The organism is Aliiroseovarius sediminilitoris (genome assembly GCF_900109955.1).
GTDB classification, from domain to species: domain Bacteria; phylum Pseudomonadota; class Alphaproteobacteria; order Rhodobacterales; family Rhodobacteraceae; genus Aliiroseovarius; species Aliiroseovarius sediminilitoris.
In genome coordinates this window covers 2,825,442-2,840,182 of sequence record NZ_FOJB01000001.1, presented here as the reverse complement: position 1 = coordinate 2,840,182, position 14,741 = coordinate 2,825,442, and the positions used below count along the sequence as shown (strand labels likewise).

Annotated in this window: 15 protein-coding genes; 4 read left to right on the top strand and 11 right to left on the bottom strand. The window is 59.2% G+C overall.

Going from position 1 to position 14,741, the window contains the following annotated elements:
• The first annotated feature begins 31 nt into the window (after positions 1-31).
• Positions 32-979 (top strand): MBL fold metallo-hydrolase, encoded by a 948-nt coding sequence (locus tag BMY55_RS13980; protein WP_091431527.1) that lies wholly within the window; start codon positions 32-34, stop codon positions 977-979.
• Between the two features lie 7 nt (positions 980-986).
• Here BMY55_RS13980 and BMY55_RS13975 read toward each other — a convergent pair whose 3' ends face one another.
• The 3 genes from BMY55_RS13975 to dapE are packed head-to-tail and all read right to left on the bottom strand — an operon-like array spanning position 987 to position 5,584.
• Entirely contained in the window at positions 987-2,123 is a 1,137-nt protein-coding gene (locus BMY55_RS13975) for a lytic murein transglycosylase (protein ID WP_091431525.1), read from the bottom strand.
• 51 nt (positions 2,124-2,174) lie between these two features.
• On the bottom strand, positions 2,175-4,430 hold the full coding sequence (gene rnr / locus BMY55_RS13970) for a ribonuclease R (protein ID WP_091431523.1): 2,256 nt from the start codon (positions 4,428-4,430) through the stop codon (positions 2,175-2,177).
• Entirely contained in the window at positions 4,427-5,584 is a 1,158-nt protein-coding gene (gene dapE / locus BMY55_RS13965; RefSeq protein ID WP_091431521.1) for a succinyl-diaminopimelate desuccinylase, read from the bottom strand. Before dapE ends, rnr begins: the two co-directional genes overlap by 4 nt.
• Before the next feature lie 150 nt (positions 5,585-5,734).
• Between dapE and BMY55_RS13960 the strand changes: the two genes are divergently transcribed.
• Positions 5,735-6,331: a hypothetical protein gene (locus BMY55_RS13960; protein ID WP_091431520.1), complete on the top strand. Its 597-nt coding sequence runs from the start codon at positions 5,735-5,737 to the stop codon at positions 6,329-6,331.
• 10 nt (positions 6,332-6,341) lie between these two features.
• Here BMY55_RS13960 and BMY55_RS13955 read toward each other — a convergent pair whose 3' ends face one another.
• From BMY55_RS13955 to dapD, 3 genes are all read right to left on the bottom strand, one after another.
• On the bottom strand, positions 6,342-6,977 hold the full coding sequence (locus tag BMY55_RS13955) for an HAD hydrolase-like protein (RefSeq protein ID WP_091431518.1): 636 nt from the start codon (positions 6,975-6,977) through the stop codon (positions 6,342-6,344).
• Positions 6,978-7,319, bottom strand: a complete 342-nt coding sequence (locus BMY55_RS13950) for a hypothetical protein (protein WP_091431516.1) — start codon at positions 7,317-7,319, stop codon at positions 6,978-6,980.
• A 282-nt stretch (positions 7,320-7,601) separates the two neighbouring features.
• Positions 7,602-8,429 carry a 2,3,4,5-tetrahydropyridine-2,6-dicarboxylate N-succinyltransferase gene (gene dapD / locus BMY55_RS13945; protein WP_091431514.1) on the bottom strand — a complete coding sequence of 276 codons (828 nt, stop codon included), beginning with the start codon at positions 8,427-8,429 and terminating at the stop codon, positions 7,602-7,604.
• Between the two features lie 187 nt (positions 8,430-8,616).
• On the opposite strand from dapD, the gene BMY55_RS13940 reads away from it, so the two are divergent.
• Complete coding sequence (locus tag BMY55_RS13940; RefSeq protein ID WP_091431512.1) at positions 8,617-9,459, top strand: LOG family protein; 843 nt, start codon at positions 8,617-8,619, stop codon at positions 9,457-9,459.
• 21 nt (positions 9,460-9,480) lie between these two features.
• On the opposite strand, the gene BMY55_RS13935 is transcribed toward BMY55_RS13940, so the two are convergent.
• From BMY55_RS13935 to BMY55_RS13925, 3 genes are all read right to left on the bottom strand, one after another.
• Positions 9,481-9,837, bottom strand: coding sequence for a DUF1428 domain-containing protein (locus BMY55_RS13935; protein WP_091431509.1), 357 nt, complete (start codon positions 9,835-9,837; stop codon positions 9,481-9,483).
• A 110-nt stretch (positions 9,838-9,947) separates the two neighbouring features.
• Positions 9,948-11,138 (bottom strand): 23S rRNA (adenine(2503)-C(2))-methyltransferase RlmN, encoded by a 1,191-nt coding sequence (rlmN, locus tag BMY55_RS13930; protein ID WP_091432648.1) that lies wholly within the window; start codon positions 11,136-11,138, stop codon positions 9,948-9,950.
• 107 nt (positions 11,139-11,245) lie between these two features.
• Positions 11,246-11,773 (bottom strand): invasion associated locus B family protein, encoded by a 528-nt coding sequence (locus tag BMY55_RS13925; protein WP_091431508.1) that lies wholly within the window; start codon positions 11,771-11,773, stop codon positions 11,246-11,248.
• A gap of 184 nt (positions 11,774-11,957) precedes the next feature.
• Between BMY55_RS13925 and BMY55_RS13920 the strand changes: the two genes are divergently transcribed.
• Positions 11,958-12,959, top strand: a complete 1,002-nt coding sequence (locus tag BMY55_RS13920; protein WP_091431506.1) for an asparaginase — start codon at positions 11,958-11,960, stop codon at positions 12,957-12,959.
• Between the two features lie 66 nt (positions 12,960-13,025).
• Here the strand turns inward: BMY55_RS13920 and BMY55_RS13915 are convergent, their stop codons facing one another.
• Entirely contained in the window at positions 13,026-13,784 is a 759-nt protein-coding gene (locus BMY55_RS13915; RefSeq protein ID WP_091431504.1) for a TSUP family transporter, read from the bottom strand.
• Positions 13,777-14,655, bottom strand: coding sequence for a phosphoserine phosphatase SerB (gene serB, locus BMY55_RS13910; protein ID WP_091431502.1), 879 nt, complete (start codon positions 14,653-14,655; stop codon positions 13,777-13,779). The genes BMY55_RS13915 and serB overlap by 8 nt, the downstream gene beginning before the upstream one ends.
• Between the last annotated feature and the right edge of the window lie 86 nt (positions 14,656-14,741).

Below are 14,741 nucleotides of genomic sequence, written 5' to 3'. Positions count from 1 at the left end.
ATCTGATCCGAACAGATTGCCGGAGGACTCCATGTTACGCTTCTTCACAGCCGTTTTATCTCTGATCACACTGGCAGCTTTTGCCGATCAAGAAATCCTCGACCAGTATCCTGACTCGGTGCTTTATGAAAAACCGGTCGAGGTGATCCCGGATGTCTGGTCGGCCATCGGGGCCACCGCACCTCCGGGTTATGAGAATGCAGGCCATAACAACAACCTCAGTTTCATTGTGACTGGCGATGGCGTCGTGGTGATCAATGCAGGGGCCAACGCCAAGCTGGCCGCGGCATTACATGAAGAAATCAAGGCGATCACGGACCAACCCGTCAAGCTCGTAATCAACGAGAACGGACAGGGGCACGCTATGCTGGGCAACAATTACTGGATCGACCAAGGGGTCGAAGTGCTGGCCCATGTCGATGCCGCCCAAGAGTTCGAAGAATATTCTGCCCAGATATATGACGGCATGACACGCTATGCGCGCGAGAACGCAGAGGGGACGGTGCCGATGGGACCAACCCGCACGTTTGAAGAAAAAGAAACCATCACAATGGGCAACAAGACTATCGAAGTGCTCTATTCCGGCCCGGCCCACAGCCCCGGCGATATTCAGGTGTGGCTGCCGGATGATGGGTTGGTGATTGCAGGCGACATGGCCTTTCACAACCGTATACCGCCAATTTTCGAAGACACTTGCACAAGCTGCTGGATCGAAACCTGGGAAACCACCTTTGCCCCGCTGGGTGCCACCTATGTGATTCCCGGCCACGGCTACCCCACCAACATGGCGCAGGTCGAAGAACACACGATCGGATATCTGAAACATCTGCGCGCCGAGGTCGGCAAACTGCTGGACGACGGCGGCACGTTGGAAGACGCCTATTATGTCGACCAGTCACCGTTCGCGCGTCATGACACGTTTGAAGAGTTGGCCACCAGGAATGCCGGTCAGGTTTTCACTGAGATGGAGTTCGAATGACCGCTGATCAGCCATCCTCGGCGCGAAGCCGGTCAAGTATCGCGCCGGACCCGAACCCGTCTGCGACCAATCCGCGGTCGCGTTGATAAGATCGCAACGCAGCCGCGGTGTTGGGGCCGGGGAACCCATCGACGCCTTGCGTGTCATATCCGGCTGTCGTCAAACGCTCCTGCACTTCGCGCATCCTGTCGCGCGTCAACACAACAAGATCGCCCGGGCATCTGGTTTTGATCGGTCGCCCGCCCTGCACTCGATCCGCCAGATACCCGGCGGCGATGGCATAGGCTTCGGCACGATTGTAAGTCAGCAACACCTCGAAATTGCCAAATGTCATGAAGGCAGGACCACTTGCCCCAGATGGCAGAACGACCGAGGCGTCGCCATAGTCCGGAACCGGTTCGCCATCTGCCGAGCGGACGCCCATCCCCGCCCAGTCCAGGACCGGTCGCTTCGTTTGACGGCCCGCCAAAGCATAGTCGAACCCGCTGGGCAATGTGACCTCGACGCGGCAGGGGCGGCTCATGCGCCAGCCATGTTCGGCAAGGTAGTTCGCGATTGAGGCCAACCCGTCTTGCGGATCGTCGCCCCAGATATCGCGCCGCCCGTCCCCATCACTGTCGACCGCGAAGCGTTGATAGCTCGACGGCAGGAACTGCCCATGCCCCATGGCCCCGGCCCAGGATCCCAGCATGGAAGCGGGGGCAATGTCACCGGCATCAATGATCATCAATGCGGCAATCAGCTCATCTTCGAAAAACTCGGAACGGTGTCCGGATTGTGCCAGGGTTGCCAGCGCGGTCAGAACCGGCCAATCGCCGCGCGTCGCACCGTAATCGGTTTCCAGCCCCCAAATGGCCAGAATGACCTGCGCGTCCACACCAAATTGTTCTGAGATACTGTTCAAAAGCGCGCGGTTGGCTCGAAACCGCGCGCGTCCCTTGCGAATGCGGTTATCCGTCACCGCGCGATCAAGATATTGCGAGATGTTGAGCGTGAATTCGGACTGATTTGATTGCCTCTCAAGCACGCGGGGATCAGGTCGCAAGTAACTCGCGCAAAACTCTAACGTCTGGGCCGAAACCCCAGCCTGATCAGCGCGTTTCTGGAAGGCATGACACCATGCCTTAAAATCTGTTTCTAACATCGTACTGTTCAACACCAACTCAAACCCATTGTCCCACCTGGACCTTAACAACTACTTACGAGATCGCTTCACTTTCTTTTTTGTCTTCGCGGATTCCCGCTTTGTGGTCATGGGTTTCCTTGGCGCCGACTTCCCGCCTTTGCGGGTTCTGCCAGGGGTCAGTTTGCGCCCTTCAATGTTCAGAAGTTCAAGTGTCAGCCCGCCGGTCGTGGGAATGGCTTCGGCCAGTCGGACGGTCACGCGTTGTCCAAGACCGATCACCAACCCGGACCGCTCGCCCACCAGCACCTGTTCGTCTTTATCATGGCGGAAATACTCGTTGCCCAGCGAACTGATGGGCACCAGCCCGTCGGCACCTGTCTCGTCCAGTTTCACGAACAGGCCAAACCGCGCGATGCCGGACACGCGCCCGGTAAACTCGTTGCCGACCCGTTCGGCCAGAAAGGCCGCCAGATAGCGGTCGGTGGTGTCACGTTCGGCGGCCATCGACCGCCGCTCGGTTTCCGAGATGTGCTGGGCCGTGGCCTCGAGCCGTTCGATATCCTCGGGGCTAAGGCCATCCTTGCCCCAGCCATGGCCAGAGATCAGGGCGCGGTGCACGATCAGGTCGGAATAGCGCCGGATGGGCGATGTGAAATGCGCATAAGATTGCAGCGCCAGCCCGAAATGCCCGAAATTCTCGGGATAATAATAGGCTTGCGACATTGATCTTAGGGTGGACAGGTTAACCAGTTCGTCAAACTCGGTGTCCTGAGCCTGAGCCAGCAGGTTGTTCAAGTGGCGGGTTTTCAGCACTTGTCCCTTGGCCAACGTGAACCCGGACGCTTGTGCGACCTCACGCAGCGCCTCCAGCTTCTCGGGGCTTGGTTCTTCGTGAACCCGGAACAAAAGCGGGCGACGCAAGCGGGTCAGTTCTTCGGCGGCGGCGACATTGGCAAGGATCATGAATTCCTCGATCAAACGGTGCGCGTCGAACCGTTCGGCAAAGGCGACCGATGTGACCTTGCCTTCGTCGTCCAGAATGATCTTTCGTTCTGGCAGGTCCAAATCCAGCGGTTGGCGTGATGCACGCGCCTGTTTGGTCACTTCATACGCGGCAAATAGTGGCGCGATGACATCGTCCATCAAAGGCGCGCATTTCTCGTTGGGGTTTCCGTCCTGCGCGGCCTGAACCTCGGCATAATTCAGCGACGCGTGGGACTTCATCAGCCCGCGAATGAAGCTGTGGCTGAGTTTGTGCCCTTGTGCGTCCAGCACCATACGCACGGCGATACAAGCGCGCGGCACGCCTTCGTGCAGGCTGCACAGATCGCCTGACAGCCGGTCAGGCAGCATCGGCACCACACGGTCGGGGAAATAGGTCGAGTTGCCGCGCCGTCGGGCCTCGAAATCCAGATCCGAGCCGGGGGTCACGTAATGCGCGACATCCGCTATGGCGACCCAGACCACATGGCCGCCGGGGTTTTTCGGGTTGTCGTCAGCGTGCGCATAGCAGGCATCATCATGGTCACGGGCATCCGAAGGGTCGATGGTGATCAGCGGCAGGTGGCGCAGGTCTTCGCGCCCTTTCAGTCCCGCAGGTTTCATCGCGTCGGCTTCTTCAATCACGTTGTCTGGAAACGCGTCGGGGATACCATGTTGGTGGATCGCGATAAGACTCACCGCCTTGGGGGCGGTCGGATCGCCCAGCCGGGCGACAATACGCGCGCGCGGCAAGCCCATACGGGATTTCGGACCGGATTGCTGTGCCTCGACCAGTTCGCCATCTTTCGCGCCTTCATCGGCACCGGGGTCGACCCGCCATTCCTTGTCCTGCCCCTTGTCGACCGGCACGATACGTCCGCCGTCCGACCCTTTTCGATAGATGCCCAGAATGCGGATCGGATTGGTGCCGATGCGACGGATCAGCCGCGCCTCGTAGCCATAGGGCTCGTCCTGCACTTCGGTCATGCGAGCCAGAATACGCTCGCCTTGTTCCAACGCGGGGTCCGAGCTTTTCATCACCAGAAGCGCGCGGGGGACGGCCCCTTCGCCTGCCCATTCCATCGGCGTGGCATACATGTCGCCGTCGGCATCGGCTGCGTCCACCCGCAGAACCGCGACGGGCGGGAGTTTGTCAGGGTCACGGTAGGTCTTGCCGCGCTTTGCCAGATGGCCTTCGGCTTCCAACTCTTTCAGCAGGCGTTTCAGGTCGATGCGCGCTGCCCCCTTGATCCCGAAGGCCCGCGCGATGTCGCGCTTGCCGGTTTGGGTCGGGTTTTCGGAAATCCAGTTCAGGATGTCCTGTTTGGTAGGGATCTGGCTCATGCAAAATAATCCCGGATAATGCGTGAATATATGGTTTTCAGCTGTCCGATCTGGGCCACTTCCACCCGTTCGTCCACCTGATGCATGGTTCTGCCGACAAGGCCAAACTCGACGACTGGGCAGATATTCTTGACGAAGCGTGCGTCGGAGGTGCCGCCGGTTGTGGACGCTTCTGGCCGTCGTCCGACCTCGGCTTCGACCGCATTGGCAACAAGATCCGAAAGCGCGCCGGGTGGCGTGATGAAACTTTCGCCCGACACTTTTGTAGTCATCTCGATATCAACGCCGGTGGCCTTGCCAACGCGGGTGGCTTCCGTGGCGAGCCATTGGATCAGGTCGTCTGAAGTGTGGGCATCGTTGAAGCGGATGTTCACTGTCGCCTTGCATTCGGCAGGAATGACGTTGGTGGCAGGGTTTCCGGTGTCAAAGGTCGTCACCGCCAAAGTCGAAGCGTCGAAATGGTCGGTGCCCTTGTCCATCTCGTGCCCTGTAAGGTCGGCGATCAACTGCGCCAGCGCGGGCACCGGGTTCAGAGCGCGGTGGGGATAGGCGGAATGGCCCTGCACACCGCGCGCCGTGAAAAACGTCGTCATCGACCCGCGCCGCCCGATTTTCATCATTTCGCCCATTATGTCTGGGCTGGTTGGTTCGCCAACGATGCAGTCGTCCATACCCTCGCCCGTATCGGCCATCCAATCCAGAATGGCGGTCGTGCCATCGGTGGCGTCGCCTTCTTCGTCGCCGGTGATGGTGATGACCAGCGAGGCGTTTTCGGGCGCATCCGCCACAAAATCAATGGCTGCGGCGACCCATGCGGCCACGCCGGATTTCATGTCCGTCGCGCCACGCCCGTAAAGATACCCGTCCCGAATTTCCGCCCCGAAAGGGTCAACGGTCCAGGCATCCGCGTCGCCCACCGGTACCACGTCTGTATGGCCGTTGAAGCCCAGCGTGCGGGCATTTCCCGAGCCCCATCGGGCAAACAGGTTCGACACGCCGCCCCGGTCGATCCGGGTGCAGGCAAAGCCCGCATCCGACAACAGTTTCTCAAGCAATCGCAATGCCCCACCTTCTTCCGGTGTCACTGATGGGCATTGCACCAGTTGCTGTGTCAGGGCCACCGGGTCGACCGGTGTATGGGATGTGTCGGGCATGTTTGCGTGCTCCTTTCCAACATCTGTAATAGGTTGGTGGGGGCAGGGCAATCTGTGGTCGCCGAGGTGTGTTGCAATGGTCAGGCTGGACCTTGGGTGGGGGCCGTTCTAACCTGCGTGCAACCCTTTCTGGCCGTTTCGGAGCCTTCTATGAAAAAACTACTGTTCTTTTTGGTTGTCCTTCCCCTGTCGGCCTGCTTCAACGCCGATCTGGATTTTGTCGTGCATGACGATGAAACGGCAACCATGTCGGCGCATATGATTTTGGGACCAGAGATGTACGGAATGATCGTCCAGAGCGGGCAAGACCCGTGCGAGGAAGGCGTCGGTACACCGAATGCAGACGGGTCGTTCAGTTGCCGGGTGGAAAAGACCGACACGATAGACAATCTGATTGCCGAGATCGAGACCGGCAAACAGAATGCAGCGAGTGGCGGAGTGAACCACAATCAAGGTGTTACCATTGAACGGATGGATGGCCCCTATGTTAGGCTGATCTTTGATCTGGCCGAGGTGAAGCAGGCCGCTGCCGAAAGCGGTGTGGATCCGTCGATGATGGGAATGCTGCAACAGGCCTTTCAGGGCCGCCGCATCCATATGACAATCACCGGCAAGGAAATTGTCGAGACCAATGGCATATTGTCAGAGGACGGAAAAACCGCCGAAATCACCATCCCGCTGCTTGCGTTGATTGAACCGGACACCAACCTGCCGGATCAATTCCTGACCATTGTACGGACCGAGTGATCGGTAGTTTCTAAGCCAAGAACTGATCGACAATACCCGGCAGTTCACCGGGTGTGTTCACATGGGCATCTGCATCTGACAGATCGTCCGCTCCGCCATAACCCCATGCGACCGCAACAAACTTCATGCCGACGGCACGGGCGGCGTTCAGGTCATAGTGCCGATCCCCGATCATGATGCAGTGCGCCGGATCATCCCCGGTCTGCGTCAGGGCATAAGCCAGCAACTCGGCTTTGTCATTGCGAGTGCCGTCCAACTCGGGGCCGAATTCTTGAGCCATGAATTTCGACAACCCAAAATGAGCCGTGATCTTCCGGGCATAGGCGTGGGGTTTCGCGGTGGCGATGTGCATCACGTGACGCGCGCCGATGGTGGTCAACGCCTCGGGGATCCTGTCGTAGACGGTGCAATCATACATGCCGCCCTTATCTTCATAAAACACCCTGTAATGTTCCAGCGCGGTCTGGGGGTCCGGCGTGCCGAGCTTTTCGAAACTCCACAACAGGGCAGGGCCGATCACCCATTCCAGATTGTCAGGCGAAGGCGCGTCCAACCCAAGTTCGCGAAGCGCTTTCACAACGCTGCCGGTGATGCCGCGTTTCGGGTCGGTCAAGGTGCCATCAAGGTCCCAGAAAACGGTGCCCATCTAGCTGTCCTCGTCAAAAAACGGGGTCATCTGGGCAACGATCACGCTGTTTTCCTTGAGCGCCCGGCCCATCAGGGTGCGCTCGTCTCCGGGAATGTCATGACCTTCGGCCAGACGCTCATCCAGACTCCCATAGCCGTTTACATCCAGCGGCGCCAGATCGGCCTGCTTCAGGATGGCGACAGTTTCGCGCACCGCTTCGGCCTCGTCCACGCCCGAGGCATAGCAAACCAATGCAGCACCAGTCGCGCCCTCGGGCAGCCCGTCCCCGTCTTTGCGACCAACCTCGACCAGCAGGGTATAGACCTGATGCGGTTTTTTCGGTTTTTTCTCTTTTTCCATGCGCCGGGCTTAGGCTGCATCCGCGCCGGGATCAAGCCTTGCCGGTTCAGACTGAATATGTGCAGGCCGAAGGGGGTTGCGCGCTGCGAGTCTGTGCGGCTTCGGCGGCAAAACCGACGGCAATCAGACCACTGAGTAGCAATATACGTACCATGATAACCTCCCATTGTTCGAAGGTGATACGCAGGAGAGCGGGAAATACGTCACTTTTTTTTGTCAAAAGCTACGAAAAAGGGCGCGCCGACTGTCTGCGGCGCGCCCTGGAATGCAGATATGCCGTCGTCAATCGCGCAGCAGGTCGTTGATCCCGGTTTTCGAGCGGGTCTTGGCGTCGACCCGTTTCACGATCACGGCACAATACAGGTTGATCCCGTTTTTTGAGGGCATGGAGCCTGCGACCACAACCGAATAGGGGGGCACTTCGCCATACATGATGTCGCCGGTTTCGCGGTCGACGATCTTGGTCGATTGGCCAATGAACACGCCCATGCCAAGCACCGATCCTTCGCGCACGATGCAGCCTTCGACCACCTCTGACCGCGCGCCGATGAAGCAATTGTCTTCGATGATCGTCGGGCCAGCCTGCATGGGTTCCAGCACGCCACCGATGCCGACACCGCCCGACAGGTGCACGTTCTTGCCGATCTGGGCGCAGGAGCCGACCGTCGCCCACGTGTCAACCATCGTGCCTTCATCCACATAGGCACCAAGGTTCACGAAGCTGGGCATCAGGACGACGCCGGGCGCGATAAAGGCAGATTTGCGCACGATGCAGTTCGGAACCGCGCGAAAACCTGCGGCCTTCCACTGATTATCGCCCCAGCCTTTGAACTTGCTGTCGACCTTGTCCCACCATCCCGCGCCTTGTGGGCCACCGTCGTGCTGTTCCATGTCCTTCAGTCGGAACCCAAGCAGCACGGCTTTTTTCGCCCACTGGTTCACATGCCAGTCACCGTTCTTCTGACGTTCCGCCACGCGCAGCCCGCCGCCATCAAGCGCGTTCAACGTGTCTTCGATGGCTTCACGAGTTTCGCCGGTGGTGCTGGGGGTGATTGTATCGCGCGCCTCCCAGGCGGCTTCGATGGCGGCTTCGAGTTGGGCATTCGACATGGGAAGAGGCTCCGTGCTTGGCGTTGGGCGAAATTGGTTTCGATTGGGCTATAAGCGGGAACGAAGGTTTGTGCAATGAATTGCGCCTTCGCGACTCGGTCGCGCCAAGGTGAAAACGCAACACTGGTTCTTCATCGTCAAAGGCGATAGCTCTTGGAAGAACGCATTAGTGACAGGATCAGTGAGCATGAAAGACGAACGCAACCACCCGTTCCGCGACAGCGAACAGGATCGCAAGGCCGCCCATCACACGCCAGATACGCCGCAGACGCGCGCGCAGGCCTATAAGCTGGCCTATGACGACCAGGAATTCATGTGCCGCGACGACCTGCGCCCAGTGCGCTGGCAGTTGGAACTGATGAAACCTGAACTGTTGATGCAGGAATATGGGGTGGACAGCACTGTTGTCCTGTTTGGTGGCGCGCGCATTCCCGAGCCTGCCAAGAAGGACACGGCGCGGACCCAGACGCTGGCCGATCTGTCACGGTTTTATGATGAGGCGCGCGAGTTTGCGCGGCTTATGACCCTGCGTTCCAAAGTGAACAACCACCGCGAAAATGTGATCGTCACCGGTGGCGGGCCAGGTGTGATGGAAGCCGGGAACCGCGGCGCGGCTGATGCGGGTGGCGTGTCCATCGGCCTGAACATCGTGTTGCCGCATGAACAGGCGCCGAATGAATACGTGACGCCCGACCTGTGTTTCAACTTTCACTATTTCGCCATCCGCAAAATGCACTTCCTGATGCGCGCCGAGGCGATCGCCATCTTCCCCGGCGGCTTCGGCACGCTGGACGAAATGTTCGAAAGCCTGACCCTGATCCAGACCGGGCGCATGAAACGTGTTCCGTTCCTGCTGTTCGGCCGCGAATTCTGGACCCGGATTGTGAATTGGGAGGCCTTGGCCGACGCAGGCACGATCAGCCCCGACGATCTGGACCTGTTCCGTTTCGTCGAAACCGCGCAGGAAGCGATTGAGGTGATCGACGGCTGGGACAATCCGGGCAAGCGCACGGATATTCCGGGGCGGTAACACCTTTCGGGCCGGTCTGTATCAGCTTTCGACTTCAAAAATCGGGTCGAACCCGGCCCAGATCATGCGTTTGCCGTCAAATGGCATCTGGGCCATCTCTTTCCAGCGCGGGTCGGATTCCATGCGTTTTGCGGCAGCCTCGCAGGTGTCTTTGTCGGGCCATTCGATCCACGAGAATACAACCGCTTCATCAGGCGTCGCTTTGACGGCGCGCTTAAAGTCCGTGACCTTGCCGTCTGGTGTCGTCTCGCTCCATGTCTCGACAATTCGGGTTGCGCCGTATTCCTGAAATATCGGCGCGGACTGGGCCGCAAGGTCGCGATAGGCGTCCTTTTTGTCGATCGGCACAGGGATGAGGAATCCTTGAACATAGCTCATGCGAAATCTCCCTTTATCCAGAGGTGATGCGGGCCGAACTGGTCTGCATCACACAGGGGCAATGCTACGCGATCACGCGAAATCTGCCAACTATACCGGATCATGGGCAGTTATTCGCCCAAGCCTGCCTCTGCCTCGATCTGGCGCTTCGATTTCCGCGCGCGTTCGGTTGCCGATTTCAACTGTCCACAAGCGGCCATGATATCTTCGCCCCGCGTTTTGCGGATAGGACTCGCGTAGCCCGCCTGATAGATGATGTTCGCAAACGCGCGGATGCGGTTGTTCGATGACCGTTTGTAAGGTGCGCCCGGCCATTCGTTGAACGGGATCAGGTTGATCTTGGCGGGGATGTTGTGGCGCTTGATGTGGTCGATCAGACGATGCGCGTCATCATCACTGTCATTCACGCCGTCCAGCATCACATATTCAAACGTGATCCGTTCTGAATTCGAGACTTTGGGATAAGTCGCCAGCGAGCTTAGCAACTCCTCGATATTCCAGCGCTTGTTGATCGGCACCAGCTTGTCGCGCACCTCGTCTGTTGTGGCGTGGAAGCTGATCGCCAGAAGGCAGCCGATTTCTTCGGCAGTGCGGGCGATTTCGGGGACCACGCCGGACGTGGACAAAGTGATCCGACGGCGCGACAGCTGAATGCCTTCCGGGTCCATCGCGATCAGCATCGCGTCGCGCACGTTTTCGAAATTATAAAGCGGCTCGCCCATGCCCATCAGCACGATGTTGGACAGCAGACGGGTTTCATCCTTGGGGGCACCGGGTTCGGGCCATTCATCCAGATCGTCGCGCGCGACCATGATCTGCCCGACAATCTCGGCCGAGGTCAGGTTGCGCACCAGTTTCTGCGTGCCTGTGTGGCAGAAAGAACAGGTCAGGGTGCAGCCGACTTGCGAACTGATGCACAGCGTTCCGCGACCCTCCTCGGGGATATAGACGACCTCGACCTCGTGCCCGCCTGCGATGCGGACAAGATATTTTCGTGTGCCATCTTCGGACACTTGGCGGGTTACGACTTCGGGAATCTCGATCACGAAATGTTCGGCCAGAAGCAAGCGATAGGTCTTGGCGAGGTTGGTCATGGCATCGAAGTCACGCACACCCCATTGGTAAATCCACTGCCAGACCTGCCCGGTCCGCATCTTCGCCTGTTTTTCCGGCGTGCCGACGGCGATCAGCACATCACGCAATTGATCACGCGTCAGGCCGACGAGGTTGCGTTTGCCACCTTCGTCGACTTTGCGTGGGATGGTCATAACATCCTGAGTGATCGGGGCGGTCGGTTCCATGGTGCGTTCCATTCTGTGCAAGCCGGCAGTCTATAATGGACCAAACGCTGATTGTCACGCCATGGAATGCCCCATGGCGTGTCAGAATGTCGTGAAGACCAGACGGCTTAACTGCCGCAGCGTTTTCCAGCTTCTTCAACGGCGGCGGTGAATCCAAGCAGGCTGAATGTATCCTGTGTTTTGGTCCCACGCGCGCTTTCTGCGTTCGCAACCGCACTTGCGCCACGTTTCATGGCTGCAATGATCTTGGCGTCATCGTCCTTCGACGCCGACCAGGCCCATTCGCCATCCGTGAACAGCTGAAAGGTCGCATCGCCAATCACAAGCGATACGGTGGATCCCGGTGCGAACGGATAGCCGCCGGTGAACGACACTTCGCCGTTTACCTTCGCGGTGGGGCGGTAGCTGACGAACAGCAGTATATCGCCGCGTTTCACCGCAACCGAACGCCCGTTTCTTGTGTTCACGGTTTCTTTCGGACTCGAAACGCTCCAACATTCTGTCGGGTTGTCTTCGACAAACACACTCCAATCGGTGTTTGCAGCGACCCGGTTCGAGCTTTCCTGAGCGAAAACACCCGTCGCCGCCAGCGACAGGCCCAGTGCGCAAATCGCGCCTGAAATCATTCGTTTCATGTCTAACACAGCCTCCAGCTGCTTCTGCCTCAAGCCCTTGCGTGTCCCAACCGTCTGCCGCGGCCCTTGACTGTTGCGCTTGGGTCGTTTCCAAGTCTGTTTCTAAAGCTTAACGCGAAATGCGCGAGTAATAAAACCCCCCTGCGGCGGTTTTTCGCGCGTTTCGTTTCGAAAGGAGCAACCAATGGGTCACTCAGAGCGTCTTGTCGAAGTTTGGCGTGGCGATGTCCTTGAAAGCCAACACCATGGCCATGCTGTCATTTGCAACGCCAAGGGCGACATCGTGGATGGCTGGGGCGATCCCGATCAGGTCATTTTGCCACGCTCCTCGGCCAAGATGTTGCAGGCTTTGCCACTGGTGGAAAGCGGCGCGGCGGATGCGGCCGGGCTGACCACCGAGCAACTGGCGCTGTCTTGCGCCAGCCATCAGGGGGCGGCGATCCATACCGATCGCGTGACACGCTGGCTGTCGGATATGGGGCTTGGCAATGATGATCTGCTATGCGGGCCGCAGATGCCCGATGATCGCGAGACCCGGACCGAACTGATCAAGGCGGATGCAAGCCCCTGTCGGATTCACAACAACTGTTCAGGCAAACATGCGGGCTTTCTGACGCTCAGCCGTCATCTGGGGGGCGGGGCGGATTATGTCGATCTGGACCATCCGGTGCAGCAGGCGGTCAAGGCTGCATTTGAAGAGATAACGGGGGAAACCAGTCCCGGCTTCGGCATTGATGGTTGTTCAGCCCCGAATTTTGCCGCGACCCTTGCAGGGATGGGGCGTGCGATGGGGGCGTTTGCCGGGGCCAAGCCCGGAGGTGACACGCGTCAGCGAGCGGCGGTCCGACTGCGCGAGGCGATGATGTTGCACCCGGACCTGGTGGCTGGCGAAACCCGCGCGTGCACCGAGTTGATGCGCGCGGCAAAGGGCAAGGTTGCGCTGAAAACCGGGGCGGAGGCCTTTTTTGTCGCGATCCTGCCAGAGCAGGAGCTTGGCGTGGCGCTGAAGATTATGGATGGGGCGGAGCGCGCGTCGGAATGCGCGATTGCGACGATCCTTGTGAGTTTGGGTGTGTTGGATGCAGACGATCCGATGGTGAAGAAGCGAATGAACCCGGTGGTGAAGAGCCGCGCGGGGCAGGACGCCGGCGAAATCCGGCCGAGTGCGGCATTGCTGAGGGCGTGAGGGGCGTTGCCCCTCTTGGCTGCGCCAATTCACCCCAGGATATTTTAGGCCAGAAGAAGCAACGGGTTAAAGAAGGTCTGTTATAAGTTTCAGCGCCATGGCAGTCGAGGCGATGACCAGAAGCGGTTTGATTAATCGGGCGCCGATCCGCGAGGCAAGGCTGGAGCCAAGATAAGCCCCCGCGATCTGGGCTGCGCCCATCGCAAGCCCGATGGCCCAAAGCGGTGAGAGCACGATCAGGAAGCCGGCTAACCCTCCGACATTCGAGGCGAAATTCAGGAGTTTTGTGTGCGCCGTGGCGCGCAGGATGCCGTGACCCACCATGGCGACAAAGGCCAACATGAAGAACGCGCCGGTGCCCGGGCCAAGCAGCCCATCGTAAAATCCGATCAGCGGCACGAGGGTTAGCGAGAAAACGGCAGGGGTGAGCCTTTGGTGGCGGTCGGTGTCGTCTAGCCCCGGTTTCAGAGCGAAGAAAAGCGCGATCGCAACCAGAAGAACAGGCAGGATCCACCGGATCAGGTCGGTGGGCAGCGCGTTGACCGAAAGCGCGCCAAAGAGAGCTGCGAAGAAAGACAGGACAGCCGGCTTCAATTGCCGTCGCAGGTTCACATGCCCGGCACGCGCATAGGTGATGGCCGCCATCCCCGCGCCGAACAGCCCTTGAATTTTATTAGTCGCGAGCGCCGTGACGGGTGGCACCCCGGCCAGCAGGAGCGCAGGCAGGGTGATCAGCCCGCCACCGCCTGCGATTGCATCCACGAACCCGGCAACAAAGGCCGCACAAATCAACAGCAGCGTGATTTCAGTCGTCAGTTCAAACACCTGCGAAGTCAGCCTTGGCGTAGCCTTGTATATAGAGAAGCGCGGTCAGGTCGCCGTGGTTGATGCGAATGTCACATTGGGCCGCGACTGAGGGTTTGGCGTGCAGCGCCACGCCTGCGCCGGCCAGTTCCAACATACCCAAATCGTTGGCCCCGTCGCCGACCGCCATCACCTCGTCATGGATCAGGCCAAGCTGGGCCGAGATCTCTTCCAGCGCGGCCACTTTCGCGTCGCGACCCAAAATGGGCAGACCAACCTTGCCAGTCAGCTTGCCATCTTCAATCAGCAACCTGTTGGCGCGGTGCTCGTCAAAGCCGAGGCTGTCCGCGACATGGGTTGTGAATGCGGTGAACCCGCCTGATACCAGTGCGGCATAAGCCCCGCCGGCTTTCATCGTGGCCAAGAGTGCCTGCCCGCCCGGCGTTAGAGTGATGCGTGTGTCCAGCACTTTTCCGATGACTGTTTCGGGCAGACCTTCCAGCAACTTCACTCGTTCGGTCAAGGCGCCATCGAAGTCCAGTTCGCCATTCATCGCACGGGCGGTGATGTCCTTGACGCGGTCGCCGACCCCGGCTTCGTCTGCCAATTCGTCGATGCATTCCTGCTGGATCATGGTCGAATCCATATCCGCCAGAAGCATGCGTTTGCGCCGCCCGTCCATCGGCTGGACGACCAGATCGACCCCCAGCGATTGCAGGTCTTCCCAGACCTCCCAGAGGTTCGAGGGCATCTGGCGCAAGGGAAACTCGGCGGCTTCGTCCGGGGACAGCCAATCGGCATCGCCGCCGCCCCAGGCATTGCGCAGGCTTTCAACGAGAGCGGCATCAAGATGGGGTTGGGTGGGGGCAGTCAGTAGCGTGGCGATGAACATACTAAAGTTTCCGATCGTAGACATTCGACGTCATTTTCCGACGCTCGGCGCGGCTATAGCGACATTTTCCATCTTGTGCCAGCGCG

Coding starts and splice junctions, on each gene's coding strand:
- BMY55_RS13980 (WP_091431527.1), top strand. CDS start 32: ATGTTACGCTTCTTCACAGCCGTTTTATCTCTGATCACACTGGCAGCT.
- BMY55_RS13975 (WP_091431525.1), bottom strand. CDS start 2,123: ATGTTAGAAACAGATTTTAAGGCATGGTGTCATGCCTTCCAGAAACGC.
- rnr (WP_091431523.1), bottom strand. CDS start 4,430: ATGAGCCAGATCCCTACCAAACAGGACATCCTGAACTGGATTTCCGAA.
- dapE (WP_091431521.1), bottom strand. CDS start 5,584: ATGCCCGACACATCCCATACACCGGTCGACCCGGTGGCCCTGACACAG.
- BMY55_RS13960 (WP_091431520.1), top strand. CDS start 5,735: ATGAAAAAACTACTGTTCTTTTTGGTTGTCCTTCCCCTGTCGGCCTGC.
- BMY55_RS13955 (WP_091431518.1), bottom strand. CDS start 6,977: ATGGGCACCGTTTTCTGGGACCTTGATGGCACCTTGACCGACCCGAAA.
- BMY55_RS13950 (WP_091431516.1), bottom strand. CDS start 7,319: ATGGAAAAAGAGAAAAAACCGAAAAAACCGCATCAGGTCTATACCCTG.
- dapD (WP_091431514.1), bottom strand. CDS start 8,429: ATGTCGAATGCCCAACTCGAAGCCGCCATCGAAGCCGCCTGGGAGGCG.
- BMY55_RS13940 (WP_091431512.1), top strand. CDS start 8,617: ATGAAAGACGAACGCAACCACCCGTTCCGCGACAGCGAACAGGATCGC.
- BMY55_RS13935 (WP_091431509.1), bottom strand. CDS start 9,837: ATGAGCTATGTTCAAGGATTCCTCATCCCTGTGCCGATCGACAAAAAG.
- rlmN (WP_091432648.1), bottom strand. CDS start 11,138: ATGGAACCGACCGCCCCGATCACTCAGGATGTTATGACCATCCCACGC.
- BMY55_RS13925 (WP_091431508.1), bottom strand. CDS start 11,773: ATGAAACGAATGATTTCAGGCGCGATTTGCGCACTGGGCCTGTCGCTG.
- BMY55_RS13920 (WP_091431506.1), top strand. CDS start 11,958: ATGGGTCACTCAGAGCGTCTTGTCGAAGTTTGGCGTGGCGATGTCCTT.
- serB (WP_091431502.1), bottom strand. CDS start 14,655: ATGTTCATCGCCACGCTACTGACTGCCCCCACCCAACCCCATCTTGAT.